The organism is Nonomuraea indica, assembly GCF_002850745.1.
Classification (GTDB): domain Bacteria; phylum Actinomycetota; class Actinomycetes; order Streptosporangiales; family Streptosporangiaceae; genus Nonomuraea; species Nonomuraea indica.
Genome location: NZ_PJOK01000087.1, coordinates 42,476 through 54,762 on the forward strand (window position 1 = coordinate 42,476; position 12,287 = coordinate 54,762).

Genomic DNA, 12,287 nt, shown 5'->3' on the forward strand with positions numbered 1-12,287 from the left:
CAAGGACGGGGCACCCGGCCCGAAGGGTGACCCGGGTGAGCCTGGCCCGCGCGGCGAGCCCGGCCCGCCACCGGCCGGCTGGACGTTCACAGTCGGCGCCATCACCTACCGGTGCACACCCACAGAGCCCGGATCCACCACCTACACCTGTGAGCCGGGAGGCTGACACATGCAGCTTGTGAGACGCGCGGCGTTCGGCTGGGGCGCCTCGGCCGCCTCGTACGCCCACCCGACCCGAGGGCTGGTCATCCACTACGACGGGTCCGATCAGGGTCTGGCCCGGCGTGAGCATGCGGCGTGCGTGGACTACTGGCGGCGCACCCGCCGCTTCCACATGGGCGCGAACCGCGGATGGTCCGATATCGGCTACAGCTACGGCGCTTGCCCGCACGGGTACCTCTTCGAGGGCCGCGGCCTGGATCGAATGCAGGCTGCCCAGCCGACCGGGAACAGCACCTACTACAGCGTGACACTCATGTGCGGCCCGTCCGAGGACCCGACGCCGGCGCAGATCGACGCCGTCCGGGAGCTGCGGGCGTGGCTTATGGACAAGGGCGTCGGCGGCCTCGTGAAGGGCCACCGCGACTTCTACTCCACCTCGTGCCCCGGAGACCGGCTGTACCGGCTCGTCAAGAACGGCACATTCACCAAGCCAGCCAGCGGCGACGCCAAGCCGGCCGCCGGCGCCAAGCAGCAGGAGGACGACGACGTGAGCGCGAAGGACGTGTGGGGCTATGAGATCCCGGTCGAGTGGGGCAGCAAGGAGAACCCCTCCTGGCAGGCCAAGTCCATCCTCGTGAACGCTGGGCAGCGGCTCCGCAACATCGAGGCGAAGCTGGACGCCCAGCACGCCACCATCAAGGCTCTCGCGGACGCGCTGGCAGCTCGTGACGGGTCGGTGGACGTGGACGCGCTGATGGCGCGGATCCGGTCGGAGATCGAGTCTGTGACGGTCCGGCTGGACGTGGGCGAGTGAGCGACGGCCTGTGGCTGCGCAACTACCCGTGGCGAGACGTGCAGCGACGCCTTGAGCCTACTGACGACTCGTGGGCGGCGGTCGACGCTGATGACCTCCTGAAGCACGCCGAGCTGTCGGTGGAGCTCCAGTGGGCCGACCGTGGCCGGGTGTCCGGTCTGGTCGGCAAGAGCACCTGACGAGCCGCGAGGCTCACTGAGGGCGGTCCCGCCAGATGCGGGCCGCCCTTTCGCATTCCCCCGTCCCGAGGAGACACCCTCAACATGCGCATCAACAAGTCCCTGATCCTGGCGACCGCGTTCGCCACCGCGGCGGTCCTGGCCGGCGCTCCCGCGTCGGCCGCCGTCGGCACCGACGTGCCCGGCCTGGAGATCGGCACGATCGGCTACAACGCGAACGGCGCCGACACCTGGTGGAACCGCAACAAGGAGTACGTCGACGTCGTCAACGTCACCGACGCGCCGGTGGACGTGAAGGGCCTGGTCGTCGCTGACGGCTGGGCGAAGCAGGCGGGCGACGACAACCCGAAGAACTGCAACACGTGGACGGTCAACAGCGTGCCCGGCGTGACCGAGGTCGAGGGGAAGCTCATGCTGCCCGGTCGGCACACGGTCCGCGTCTACTCGGGTGCGGGCACGCCCGCGGTGTCGGGTGAGGGTGGTCGGTTCCACCTGGTGTACATGAACTCGAAGTGCGGCTACCGCGGCCACTACCTGAACAACACGGGCGACACCGTGTGGATCAGCAAGGGCGGCGACTCCGAGGCGAAGACCTACAACTTCGACAACGGCTACTACGTCCGCTGACGTGCTGGCCTGCGCTTTTGAAGCGCTTCCCGTTCGGCTTGCATTCCGCGGCCGAGATTCAAAGTCGTCCCGCTGTCGTGGCGGGCTGTCCCTGAGGAGGGGCAATGAGTGTAGGCAAGTACGCCAAGTCGGTCGTGGCCGCGCTGTTCGCTGCTGTCGTGGTCGCCAAGTCCGCCGTCACTGATGGTGTGATCACGCCGCAGGAGTGGATCGACATCACGCTCGCCGTGCTGACGTCGCTGGGCGTGTGGGCGGTCCCGAACGCCCGCCAGTCGGAGATTCCGCCGCGCTAGCCTGTTGTTGTGGTCTTGCCCCGGTGTGGCCGGGTGTCGGGACTGCCCCGCGCGGGTCCGTCTCTGCTGCGGGACGCCGTAGCGTCCGCTCCTGAGCGGTTAAGCGGCGGGACGCGCTCTTACGGGGTCGGGTCGCCTTCGGGCTGCCCGGCCCCATTTGCGATCTTGGTGTTGTGAATCGGCTGATATTATCAGCGCCTCGTCATGATCGTAATTAATGGGATTACTCGAAAATACACACCCCGGTATTCGAACAAGCCGCCCCTCCTGTCGAACTAGAAAGAAATCCTTTCCAGTTGCGTCCTCCGCCGCTTCACCTCCCCGGGTGACACAGACCGGCCCCCGCCCTATGTGGGCGGGGGCCGGTTTCGTGCTGTCCAGGGTCAGGCGCTACGCCACCGCGCCTGCTCACCACCACGAGACGTGCACCGCATCAGCGTGCCCGCCTTCGTACGGCCGAGAGCACCCTGCGGGGAACAGAACGAGCCAGGGTGCACACCAGTCTGGACGGACGGCTGGGCAGGCTTCCTCGTGGGCTTCGGCTTCGGCGTGGGCGTCTTGACGCGCGGCTTCGGCGTGGTGGGCTTGGGCTTCGGCGTCTTGACCCGCGTCAGGGTCGGCGTCGGCGTGGCCGTGGCCGTCGCTGTGATGGTCGGTGTCGGGGTCGGCGTGGGCGTGCCCGTGGACAGGAGCGCCGGCGCCGTCTCGGCGGGTGTGGTGGAGCTGGTGGCCGCGGAGCAGCCAGCGGTGAGGGTGGCCGCGAGTATGGCCGCGGTGAGGATGCTGGAGCGCATCAGGGGGCCCTTCGTCTGGGGAGAGATGGGGCGAGCCGCAAGGTAAGACGACCGCCTGCGTTCGGTGGTTGGCGTCGAGCCGCATGAGGCTGGGGCTCCAGGAGTCCGTAGGATGCCCTCGCACCACAAGCACCACCGGGGAGGGCTCCATGGCCTACGACGGACCTGACGACCTGCTGCAGATGAGGCGGGACTTCGTCGCCGCAGAACGGAAGCTGGCGGAGCTCGGCCGGGCGGAGCCGTTCAACCGGGAGGCGTGGGAGGCGACGTACGCCCGCGCACAGGAGCTCGCGGTGGAGATCCAGCGCAGTCCGTGGCTGGCCGCAGCCGAGAACCGGCACAAGGCGTGGACGCTGCTACGCGACGCTGCGGCGGAGGGGTAGGTCGATCACCTCGACCAGGTCGGCTAGGTTCACCCACTGCTCGATCTGGCGGACGCTGGTGGCATAGTCGACGACGGTCGTTCGGGTGGGGCTGTGGTGGACGACGCGGTACACCTGACGTGGCCCGTGGCCGCGGTCGAGGGTGATGACGGCGATCTCGATGCCGTCAGGGCCGCGCCACACTCTCACGGGCGAGAGCGTACGCCACAACCGGACAAAAGTGCATAGTCTGCACGCGGGAGCCCCGGACCCTTGGGGAAGTGGGCCGGGGCTCCCGCACGTGCTAGCTAGCGGTCGTCTTCCTGCTCCTCGGAGTCGAACTGATGGGGTGGACCGGCCGCTCTTGGCGGCCTCATGGTGGGTAGCCGTGCCGTAGAAGAGCGGCCTCCACGTAGTCCACCTCCGCTCCAGTGCACTTATCCAGCGCCCGGTAGTACCGGTCCCGGTTCGCCTTGAAGTCGTCGCCGTCGGGGTCGCCGCCGTACCACACCATGCCGAGCTTGAGCGCTTCGCGTACCAGGTCCCGCCGCACGGGCGGCGGGTCGGGGTCGCTCGTCTTCTTGCTGCTGAACAGGCCCACGGGGGCTCCTTTCGTTGGTTGGGGAGCGGTTGGCCAGCTCATTTGCCGCTGCAGCCGCAGAGGCCCCGGCAAGTCGGGCAGGGATGGACCCGCGTGCGGCCGTCTGGCAACATCTCGATGTTCGGCTGGCTGTCCCTGTCCGGGCAGTCGAGGCCGTGGGGTGATCGCACGCGCGTGAAAGGGCTGCCCGGGGTCTCGATGTATTGGCCCCAATGGATCTTGTTGCACATGGCTTGTCCTCTCGTGTGGGAGCTGGCTGCTCCGGACGCCCGCCACAGCAGGGCGGTGGCGGGCACCCGCAACGTCAGCGCTTGACCTTGCTGATGAGGGCACCACCCGGCACTCGCAGCGCCTTCGTGCCGGCGGTGGAGTCACTGTGGACCACGTGCCGGTCCGTCCGATCACAGGTGATCGTCTGGTAGGTCTCGGCGTCGATGAACTTCGCGCCACATGCGGCGTTCGCGCTGGTCTTCTCATTGCTGGTCACTGGGCGACTCCAACCGAAGTGAGCGGGAGAGAACGGAACTCGGTGTCGACGTCGGCGGCGTATACGGCTCGCCGGCAGTGGGAGCACCGGTACTGGACCGGGCCCTCGTCGAGGGCGTGACGGCATCGGGGGCAGGTGGCGGCCATGTCGGCACCTACTCGTCGTCGTCGGGGTCGTCGTCCGGGAGGGTGACGCCGAGCTGCACGCTGCCGAGCTCGTTGCCGTCGTCGTCGTAGACCTTGCCGCCACGGATCGTCATGTGGCTGGCGTAGAAGTTGTTGACGACCGTGGGCTTCTTCGCCTTCTTGGGCTTCTTGGGGTCGGCCATGTCGATGCCTTTCTCGTGGGAGGGGAGTGTTAGCGCAGCCAGAAGGCGGCGTTGAGGGCAATGAGCAGCACCCAGCCGGCGCCCGCGCACAGCGCCGAGACGGTTGGGATAGTGCCGGTCCGCCAGAGGCGGATAGCGACGTGCCAGCAGGCGGAGGCGATGGCTGCGGCCGGCAGCCACGCCCATGGCTGCCAGGGCAGGCCGGCTTCGTGCAGCAGCCACATGAACGCCGTCCACTCGGTCAGCGCCTCGCAGCCGAGCAGGACAGCAGCGCAGGCGAGGGCCGTCTGTAGCCGCGCTGGTGTAGCTGTGCCGTAGATGGATGCCATGGCTTGGTCTCCTACTTGTCGCGGCCGAGCAGGCGGGCGCCTGCTCGGATACGCCGGCCAGTGCCCTTGCACCGCCGGCAGGCGCCGAACGCGCCTTTGAACGTGGTCGAGTTGGACTGTCCGGACTTCTTGCAGGCGGGGCAGATCTTGTACGGGTGGATGGCGCACGAGAGCAGGTAGACGATCGCCCAGAGGCCTCCGCCGAGCAGGAGCAACAAGGCCGCTTCCATGCGCGCTACCGGCTCTTCTTGCGCATGGGGGCGGGGCGGCTGATGGCGGTCCAGGGGACGTAGCAGACGTGGGTCAGCTTGTTGTTGTAGTCCTGTCGGCAGTGCTTGCACGTGAACAGGGCGACGCTGACGCGGATCTTCACGAGAGGTCCTTTCGAGGTGCGAGTTGGGGCTCAAGAGGGGGCCAAGGACTTGGGGGAGAAGGTCAAGAATCTTGGCTCTGAAGCCAAGGACTTGGGGGTGTGTCAAGGACTCTTGGGGCGGCTCTCGACTCCGCCGACCTGCGCTCTTGTGGGTGTTGGGCCCTCTTGGGGCGCATGCAGGGACCTTCACCGCGACCCCGCTCTGAGCGCATGAAGGGCGTCATCGACGTCCGCCCGCTCGTAGCCGTTGCGGGTCTTCTTCTTGCCGTCGTCGTTGGGGTCGGGTAGCCAGAGCGCTTTCGGCTTGACGTTGATCGGCCGCAGTAGGGCCGCCAACTGGGAGGGGTCGAGCCCGGCCCACTCGTCGTGCTCGTGGAGCCGGTCAAGGATCTGTTCGGTCGCCATTCGGTCCTGCTCGCCGAAGAGGTCCTGCAGCAGGCGTAGGAGACGGCCGAGAGGCGAGTTGTCGGCGAACGGGAGCGTCCCCGCAGCCTCGCGCAGCTTGTACGCGACGGCGATGATCTGGTCCACCTCCCCGGCCTCGTCGTCGAGGTAGTAGGAGCGCATGAAGATGGGGGTTTCGCCGTCCGCGTCGAGCCAGCCGAGGCCGCGGTATTCGATGGCTTTGGGGATGTCGGAGGCGTCGTAGCCGTCGCCGGCTTTGCCTTCGCCGAGGATGGCGTTGGATGAGGTGGCGCCGTCGCAGCGCATCGCCCATCGCATGCTGACGGAGGCGCGCAGCGTGCCCGGGACCACGTCGACGGTGGTGCGCTGGGTGGCGAGGACGGGCAGGATCCCGGCGGCCGGGCCGCGGGAGGCGAGGTCGGCCAGCAGGTTGACGATGTCTTCGCCGTGCTTCTTGTCGGTGGTGTACCAGCGCAGCTCGTCAATGATGATGAAGTGCAGCGGCATCTCGTCGAGCAGGTCCGCTGTCAGCTTGCGTTTGCCCAGTTCGGAGAACCTGTCGTAGCGGGCCTCCATGTCGGCGACCTTGCCTTCGAGGAACTCGACCAGCCGCTCTGGCTGCCGTTTGAAGTACGTGTGGCAGATGCAGGCGAACGGGTCGAAGTCGGCGGCCCCCTTGCCGTCGATGATGTGCAGCCGTACGCGGGTGTCGAGGGCGGCGGCGCACGCCAGGTTCGTGACGCCAATGGACTTGCCGGTGCGCGGGGCGCCGCCGACCAGGAACGATGAGTCGACGATCCGCGGGGCGACCTGCTGGTGGCGGGCGTCCATGCCGAGTGGCACGCCTTCGGTCCAGATGTCGAGCGGTGTCTTGCGGTACAGCAGCGGGGAGCGGAGCGTGCGGGCGAACGGGTTGCCGTGCGAGCAGCGGACCGTGATCCGGCCTTCGTGGCCGTTGACGCCGCGGATGTCGAGCTGGATGTAGCCGACGCCAAACGCGGACGCCAGTTCTCTCCGCTTGGATACGGCAGCCCGGGCGGTGACGGCTGAAGGCAGCTCGACGACGGCCAGCCAGGCGTCGCCGTCCTTCACCACGCCGGGGCTGATCACTCGAATGTTGTCCAGCTTGCCGAGTTTGGCGTCGGCGAATGCCTGCCGCACCAGGGCGGAGGACGGGCGCTTACCTGCGAGTTTGCGACCCTTTTCCTGCTGGGCGGATTCGGCTCGGCGCTTTTGTTCGACGATGCCGGCGACGATGAACAGCAGCGTCACGATGAAGATCGGGGCAGGCCACCACCACAGCCACGAGCCCGCCAGCCCGCCAGTCCACACGCCGGTGATGATCCAGCGGCGCTTTTGGGTGGCTTCCAGCTTGTCGACGGACACGTGCTCGCGGCCTGCGTAGTCGGCTGCTGTGACCCACAGCCACCAGCGGACGACTGCCTTGCCTGAGCCGATCAGGGCGTACTTGGCGAACCTGCCGCTGCGGCGCGCGTAAGGGGCTGAACCTTGCGCTGCGGCGCTGATCTGCACGGTGAGGCGCTCCAACGCCTGACCGGAGGTGTCGCAGCCTGAGGCTCGACAAGCGCGCAGCACCCGCGTGTCGTTGTGAGGGAGTTGCCCGGTCAGGTGCTCCAACTCGGCGATACGCCGGTACGACAGCTTGCGCGAGATCCGGCCAGTCCTGCGCGTGGGCTGAATGTCGTCGGTCTCGTCGATGAACTCGGCGTCGACGACCTCAGGTTCGACCTCGCCCGGCTGGTCGGGAACGGCGACCTCCTGGCCGTGGTTCTCCTCGACGGCCTGCTCCTGGGAGACGACGGCGAGGTGCGAGCGGTCCCGGTCGGTGTTCATGCCGCCCCCAACGGGGCTCTGCGGCCGACGCTCTGCAGGTGCAGGGCGAGAAGTCCGAGCACGGCGCCGCCGAACTGGAAGGCGGCCCATCCGATGCGGCACACCTCGACCAGGACGAGCAGGATCACGACGCCGGCGACGCGAGCCGCTGTGAGCGCGCTCCACCAGCCGCGGGCCTTGACGGTGGCTTTGACCTCAGGCCAGGTGCGAGCCTCTGACAGGTCGGATCGGATCGCGCACGCGAGGAACAGCAACCAGATCAAAGGGTGGGTTGCGACGTCGATCACGACGACTCTCCGTTCAGCGCGGGGGCGGGGTGCGAACCGTTCAGGGAGGCCGTCTCGAACGAGGGCTGGAGCGGCTCGGCGGGCGGCTGCTGCGGTGCGCGCGGCTCCGGGTCGGGAGATGCCTGGCCGCGCTCCTTCTTCACCTCGTCGATGACTTCTTGCGCCTCGCGGATCTCCAGTCCCCACCGGTCCGCGAGGGTGCGCCGGCCGAGCCCGCGCTTGCCGCCTTCGATGCTCGCCTCGTAGGCCAGGCGTGCCGCCTCGAACCGGTCTGTGGCGATCACGGGGATCTCGACTTCGACGAGTTTTTCGACCTCGCGGTCGCGGTACACCACCCGCTCGACGGTCTGCTCCGGGGCCTTGTGCCGGATGGTGCGGATCAGCCACATCAGCAGTTCGTACGCGATCACTAGCACGGCGGCGGGTGCTGCGCTGACCAGGCGTGATATCCATCCGCCGTCCCAGCCGTGCGCCGCGTTGGCCGCGAGGGTGGCGCCGATGCCGGCCCACAGTGCGAGGTATGCGAGGCGCGGCACAGCCAGTCGGAGGCGGGCGCAGTACAGCATCACGAGGGACGCCATAACGATGACGCCGTCGATCACGATGGGGAACCAGCGTGCCGTCTCTTCGGGCTCCCCGTTCTTGATCGCCAGCCCGTACTGGTGGTGGTACGACACGTACGCGGCGACGCCGGCCAGGACGATGACGACGAGGACGGCGGCGGCCCGGATGTACCGATCCCCTCGGGGCTTGGGTGAGTTGTCGTTCTGCTGGCACGCGTCGAGGTCATCGGTGACCTCGCTGGTGCTGTTGGTCGGCCCCTCGCCGTTCCGCATTGTTCTGCCTCTCGTGTGGGTCGCTTGATTGCCTCAGGTATGTCTACACCTTAAGCTCGGTATGTCTACACCCGCAAGGAGGAGGAGTGCACATTGCTAGTTACGGACGCGTACGGTTACCGTGATCCCGTGCCGAATCAGCCCAAGTACCCAGGCCGTCACCTGCGGATGGACGCACCGCGATGGGAAGGCTTCGGCATCCACAGCGCGGCACACGCCGGCGACCGCACCAAGGAACTCGTCCAGATCATCGACTGGCTCCTGTATGCCCCCGATGCGAAGGCGCCCGAGCGCATCCCGCCTTCCGAACTGATCGCAGGGCTACGAGCCGCGGCCGCCGAGACCGATCGGGAAGCGGAGCAAGAGCCGAGCGACAAGAAGCGAAAGGCCCTGTGTGAAAAGGCGCAAGCGCAACGCGACATGGCGAACCTAGTTGCCGAACGGACACGGGCGGCCCGAGCGTGAGCGCGTTAGACGACCTCGCCGTACGCGTTGGTGACCAGCTCATCGTCTTCCCCGGCGCTGGCAAGCAGGGCCCAATCTGTGTGGCACAGACCGAAGCCGGCCGCCGCTGCAGGCTCAGCATTCAGTGCGAGGGGTACGGCGGCTGGTCCGCCGTGCACGTGCCCGAGTTCGATGGCGAGGTGAACGCGCTTGAGCCGCTCGACGAAGCGTGCTTCATTCATCAGAGATGCCCGGACCACCTCGCCACCGAAGTGGATGCAGTCCTCGCACCGACGTGGGTCCCCTTCGCGCCCAGCCAGCACGCTCACTTGGTTGTACAGCGCCCGAAGATGACCTGGACGGCGGAAGGCATACAGACTGCCCGCCCAAGGCCCCCTGGCCCGGCCATGACGAAGTCCGACGATGAGTTCGCTCTGCTCCTCGCGGCGGCCTACGCCGAGAGGTCTGAACCACTCCACACAACTGCGCTGTACAGGTACTACGACCAGCAGGACCGACTCCTCTACGTCGGCATCACGGATGCCCTGATGGAGCGAATCTCATCTCACATCAAGTCGTCATCGTGGATGGACTTTGCATCGCGGTCCACCATTGACCGACATCCAACACGCAAGGCTGCTGAGACGGCAGAGCGGGAAGCGATCAAGGCAGAGCGTCCGCTCTTCAACAGCATGCACAATGACACTCCCGAGGGTCGTCGGCGTCTCGTGGAGTACCTCGTTGAGCATGGCCGGACCGATCTCCTTGTGCCGGACGTGTCTCGAGGCTGACGGCAGCGACGAAGCGAGGCCCCCACCCTTCCCGGAGTGGGGGCCTCGCTGTTGTGGCCCTGCCCCCACAGTCCCTCCGAAAGCCGGGACAGGGCCACGTTGGTCACCCGCCTCCCACTGCCATCGGCGCAGAGCCGTGAGAGGCGGGCTGTCTAGGAGTCGGCGCCGCCGGCCGCGCGCCTTGCTTCGTTGGTGCTGTGGAGCGACAGGTTCTGCAGCGGGCCGAACTGGGCGTTAACCCAGCCGAGGGCGCCGGACGCTTCGCCGTTGAGCAGTTCGATGATGGGCTGCTTGGACTGGGGGTGGATCTTGCCTGTGTCGACCCATACGCGGCTGTGCCTGTCGGCCCACACCTGGATGATGGCGGGGCTCATGGCATGTCGCCGCAGGTGAACGGAATCTCACCTTCCGGGCGCCGGTAGGCGGCGAGGATGCGTAGCAGCATCCCCTGCTGGACGGCCTCGCACTCGGTGCGGGCTTCCGCGGTGCGGCCGGTGGCCTTGTGTCGCAGGTGGATGGTGCCCTCGTCGCCGCGGCTGACGTGGCACTCGGGGATCTCGGGCGGGGGGTTGCCGTCGGCTGGCCCGCTCGTACACTCAGCCATAGGGGCGCACCTCCAGCGTGCGTCCGGGGCCCGTCCTGGCGCGCGAACGCCGTTGGTCGGGCCCTACTCATGTTTCCGCTTGGTCAGAGTGTGCCACGTCAAGGTGTCTTAAACCATCCCCACGTGTAGCACAGTGCGTCGGGGTGTACCTATGTTTGCCCTGGTACGCCCCACCATCGTGATCGCATGCACCCGAGGCGATCAAAGTGGCGGCAGGCGTACGCCGCCATCTGTGACCGGATCCGTACAGGCGAGCTGGAGCCTGGCGACCGGGTGCCGACGGTGCACGAGCTGATGCAGGAGTTCGGCATGTCCAACACGGTCGCCCAGAAGGTTCACCGCGCTCTGCGCGAGGCCGGCCTGGTCGAGACGGAGCCCGGCACCGGAAGTTACGTGCTGGACGGGGCGGCCGAGAAGCTCCAGGCCGTCAAGGGCGAGTCGGAGAACTAAGTGAACGCGAGCGGCCCCGTCTCCCTGTGGAGGCGGGGCCGCTTGGTGTCTGAGGTCTACCGTTCGCAGACGACTCCGTCGCCGTCGCGGTCCTGATACCAGGCGTACTCGGGGTCACGTCCGCGGTAGTAGGGGCCGTAGCCGGCGGCGTTGGCGTCACCGCACGTCCGGTACCGCGGGTCGGTCCCCGACGGATTGCTCGGGGTGGGTGTCGGCGTGGGCGTGGGGGTGGTGCCGCCGGTGTCGCACCGGCTGGACCAGATGCGCAGCTTTTCGCGCTTCGCCTTCGCCTCTTCGGCCCGCATGATCCGGATGTACTTGTCGTTCGGCATGTACAGGGCGGCTTTGCCGTACCCGTAGCGGACGAGGTTCCGGTTGACGTGGACGCCCTTGCTGTTGAACACGTAGAACAGCGACCGCCCGTAGCGGTCCTTCGGCTCCTTGTCGCGCAGCAGGTAGGTGGTCGAGCCGAGACGGAGCAGCGAGGCTGTGCGGGCGGTTGCCGTCTTGAACCAGCACTGGCCGCGTTCCGGAGTGTCCACTTCGAGGAGGCGGACGCGGATGACCTTGCCGCCGCGGCGGACGTCGATCGTGTCGCCGTCCACGATCTTCACGATCTTCGCCGACACGGTGCCCTTCGGCAGACCGGGCGGGGCGGCAGCCGCGGGGGAGGCAAGCGTCGGCGACACCACAGCGGCGGCGGCGACGGTCAGGGCAGCGGCTCGTAAGCGCATTGAGGCTCCTGGGGAGGAGTGATCGGACGGGGGATAAGACGCCGCAGCCGCGGCGATGGTGTACTGCCATGCCGAATGGGTTGGAAGCCGTACAGAGCCAAGAGTGCCCCTGTAGCAGGGCATGACCGGGCGTGCCCTGGCATGCCCTATCGCGCCTGAGTAGGCGGTGGCATGCCCTCGTACGGTCGGCCCCATGATCGATTGGGAGCCTGACGAGACGGTGTGGCAGCAGCTCTATGACATCTTGCGCAAGCGGATCGAGTCGGGACATTACAAACCCCGAATGCCGATCCCGAGTATCACTCACCTTGAGCAGGAGTTTGGTGTGGCCCGAGGGACGGTGCGGAAGGTGCTCGGCAAGCTGAAGGATGACGGCCTGTTGCGGGCGATCCCCGGCAAGGGGACGTTCGTCCCTCCTCGCGGCGAGTAGCTGCGTTAGCTATCCGACGTCCCAGTTCGCGCCTACTGGGACGTTGCGGACCTGATGCCCGTTGTCACTCTCGGCCTATAGGTACCTCATTACGTTTGGGCCC

At 67.4% G+C, this 12,287-nt stretch carries 23 protein-coding genes; 10 read left to right on the forward strand and 13 right to left on the reverse strand.

What is annotated here, in order from left to right:
* The first annotated feature begins 169 nt into the window (after positions 1–169).
* The 6 genes from CXR44_RS38130 to CXR44_RS38155 all read left to right on the forward strand — a co-directional run bounded on the left by CXR44_RS38130 (position 170) and on the right by CXR44_RS38155 (position 3,252).
* Positions 170–976, forward strand: coding sequence for a peptidoglycan recognition protein family protein (locus CXR44_RS38130; protein WP_101791039.1), 807 nt, complete (start codon positions 170–172; stop codon positions 974–976).
* On the forward strand, positions 973–1,155 hold the full coding sequence (locus CXR44_RS38135) for a hypothetical protein (protein WP_101791040.1): 183 nt from the start codon (positions 973–975) through the stop codon (positions 1,153–1,155). Before CXR44_RS38130 ends, CXR44_RS38135 begins: the two co-directional genes overlap by 4 nt.
* Positions 1,156–1,239: 84 nt before the next feature.
* Positions 1,240–1,782, forward strand: a complete 543-nt coding sequence (locus CXR44_RS38140) for a hypothetical protein (RefSeq protein WP_101791041.1) — start codon at positions 1,240–1,242, stop codon at positions 1,780–1,782.
* 104 nt (positions 1,783–1,886) lie between these two features.
* Positions 1,887–2,075 (forward strand): hypothetical protein, encoded by a 189-nt coding sequence (locus tag CXR44_RS38145; RefSeq protein ID WP_101791042.1) that lies wholly within the window; start codon positions 1,887–1,889, stop codon positions 2,073–2,075.
* 531 nt (positions 2,076–2,606) lie between these two features.
* Positions 2,607–2,915 carry a hypothetical protein gene (locus CXR44_RS38150; RefSeq protein WP_101791043.1) on the forward strand — a complete coding sequence of 103 codons (309 nt, stop codon included), beginning with the start codon at positions 2,607–2,609 and terminating at the stop codon, positions 2,913–2,915.
* Positions 2,916–3,018: 103 nt separating this feature from the next.
* The gene (locus CXR44_RS38155) at positions 3,019–3,252 is read left to right on the forward strand and encodes a hypothetical protein (protein ID WP_101791044.1); all 234 of its coding nucleotides are present in this window, start codon (positions 3,019–3,021) and stop codon (positions 3,250–3,252) included.
* On the opposite strand, the gene CXR44_RS38160 is transcribed toward CXR44_RS38155, so the two are convergent.
* The 10 genes from CXR44_RS38160 to CXR44_RS38195 all read right to left on the reverse strand — a co-directional run bounded on the left by CXR44_RS38160 (position 3,226) and on the right by CXR44_RS38195 (position 8,731).
* Entirely contained in the window at positions 3,226–3,441 is a 216-nt protein-coding gene (locus tag CXR44_RS38160; RefSeq protein ID WP_144070241.1) for a transposase, read from the reverse strand. The two genes, CXR44_RS38155 and CXR44_RS38160, sit on opposite strands and share 27 nt — an antisense overlap.
* Before the next feature lie 163 nt (positions 3,442–3,604).
* Positions 3,605–3,832 carry a hypothetical protein gene (locus tag CXR44_RS38165; RefSeq protein ID WP_101791046.1) on the reverse strand — a complete coding sequence of 76 codons (228 nt, stop codon included), beginning with the start codon at positions 3,830–3,832 and terminating at the stop codon, positions 3,605–3,607.
* A 304-nt stretch (positions 3,833–4,136) separates the two neighbouring features.
* Positions 4,137–4,319 carry a hypothetical protein gene (locus CXR44_RS38170; protein WP_101791047.1) on the reverse strand — a complete coding sequence of 61 codons (183 nt, stop codon included), beginning with the start codon at positions 4,317–4,319 and terminating at the stop codon, positions 4,137–4,139.
* A 154-nt stretch (positions 4,320–4,473) separates the two neighbouring features.
* The gene (locus CXR44_RS39930) at positions 4,474–4,647 is read right to left on the reverse strand and encodes a hypothetical protein (RefSeq protein ID WP_180903897.1); all 174 of its coding nucleotides are present in this window, start codon (positions 4,645–4,647) and stop codon (positions 4,474–4,476) included.
* Between the two features lie 29 nt (positions 4,648–4,676).
* The gene (locus CXR44_RS38175) at positions 4,677–4,976 is read right to left on the reverse strand and encodes a hypothetical protein (protein ID WP_101791048.1); all 300 of its coding nucleotides are present in this window, start codon (positions 4,974–4,976) and stop codon (positions 4,677–4,679) included.
* A gap of 11 nt (positions 4,977–4,987) precedes the next feature.
* On the reverse strand, positions 4,988–5,206 hold the full coding sequence (locus tag CXR44_RS38180; protein WP_144070242.1) for a hypothetical protein: 219 nt from the start codon (positions 5,204–5,206) through the stop codon (positions 4,988–4,990).
* Between the two features lie 5 nt (positions 5,207–5,211).
* Positions 5,212–5,349: a hypothetical protein gene (locus tag CXR44_RS39935; protein ID WP_180903898.1), complete on the reverse strand. Its 138-nt coding sequence runs from the start codon at positions 5,347–5,349 to the stop codon at positions 5,212–5,214.
* Positions 5,350–5,535: 186 nt separating this feature from the next.
* Positions 5,536–7,608 (reverse strand): FtsK/SpoIIIE domain-containing protein, encoded by a 2,073-nt coding sequence (locus tag CXR44_RS38185; protein ID WP_101791050.1) that lies wholly within the window; start codon positions 7,606–7,608, stop codon positions 5,536–5,538.
* A complete protein-coding gene (locus CXR44_RS38190) occupies positions 7,605–7,895 on the reverse strand; it encodes a hypothetical protein (protein ID WP_101791051.1) in 291 nt (96 codons plus the stop codon). Before CXR44_RS38190 ends, CXR44_RS38185 begins: the two co-directional genes overlap by 4 nt.
* On the reverse strand, positions 7,892–8,731 hold the full coding sequence (locus CXR44_RS38195; protein WP_101791052.1) for a DUF2637 domain-containing protein: 840 nt from the start codon (positions 8,729–8,731) through the stop codon (positions 7,892–7,894). The genes CXR44_RS38190 and CXR44_RS38195 overlap by 4 nt, the downstream gene beginning before the upstream one ends.
* Positions 8,732–8,860: 129 nt before the next feature.
* On the opposite strand from CXR44_RS38195, the gene CXR44_RS38200 reads away from it, so the two are divergent.
* Together CXR44_RS38200 and CXR44_RS38205 are read left to right on the forward strand one after the other, a co-directional pair.
* The gene (locus tag CXR44_RS38200; protein ID WP_144070243.1) at positions 8,861–9,196 is read left to right on the forward strand and encodes a hypothetical protein; all 336 of its coding nucleotides are present in this window, start codon (positions 8,861–8,863) and stop codon (positions 9,194–9,196) included.
* The gene (locus CXR44_RS38205) at positions 9,193–9,966 is read left to right on the forward strand and encodes a GIY-YIG nuclease family protein (RefSeq protein ID WP_101791054.1); all 774 of its coding nucleotides are present in this window, start codon (positions 9,193–9,195) and stop codon (positions 9,964–9,966) included. Before CXR44_RS38200 ends, CXR44_RS38205 begins: the two co-directional genes overlap by 4 nt.
* A 152-nt stretch (positions 9,967–10,118) precedes the next feature.
* Here CXR44_RS38205 and CXR44_RS38210 read toward each other — a convergent pair whose 3' ends face one another.
* Both CXR44_RS38210 and CXR44_RS38215 read right to left on the reverse strand, forming a co-directional pair.
* Positions 10,119–10,340, reverse strand: coding sequence for a hypothetical protein (locus tag CXR44_RS38210; protein WP_101791055.1), 222 nt, complete (start codon positions 10,338–10,340; stop codon positions 10,119–10,121).
* Positions 10,337–10,570, reverse strand: a complete 234-nt coding sequence (locus CXR44_RS38215; protein ID WP_101791056.1) for a hypothetical protein — start codon at positions 10,568–10,570, stop codon at positions 10,337–10,339. Before CXR44_RS38215 ends, CXR44_RS38210 begins: the two co-directional genes overlap by 4 nt.
* A gap of 186 nt (positions 10,571–10,756) precedes the next feature.
* On the opposite strand from CXR44_RS38215, the gene CXR44_RS38220 reads away from it, so the two are divergent.
* A complete protein-coding gene (locus CXR44_RS38220; RefSeq protein ID WP_101791057.1) occupies positions 10,757–11,020 on the forward strand; it encodes a winged helix-turn-helix domain-containing protein in 264 nt (87 codons plus the stop codon).
* A 56-nt stretch (positions 11,021–11,076) separates the two neighbouring features.
* Here CXR44_RS38220 and CXR44_RS41485 read toward each other — a convergent pair whose 3' ends face one another.
* Positions 11,077–11,754: a thermonuclease family protein gene (locus CXR44_RS41485; RefSeq protein ID WP_180903899.1), complete on the reverse strand. Its 678-nt coding sequence runs from the start codon at positions 11,752–11,754 to the stop codon at positions 11,077–11,079.
* A gap of 193 nt (positions 11,755–11,947) precedes the next feature.
* On the opposite strand from CXR44_RS41485, the gene CXR44_RS38230 reads away from it, so the two are divergent.
* Complete coding sequence (locus CXR44_RS38230; protein ID WP_101791059.1) at positions 11,948–12,184, forward strand: GntR family transcriptional regulator; 237 nt, start codon at positions 11,948–11,950, stop codon at positions 12,182–12,184.
* Positions 12,185–12,287 lie beyond the last annotated feature (103 nt).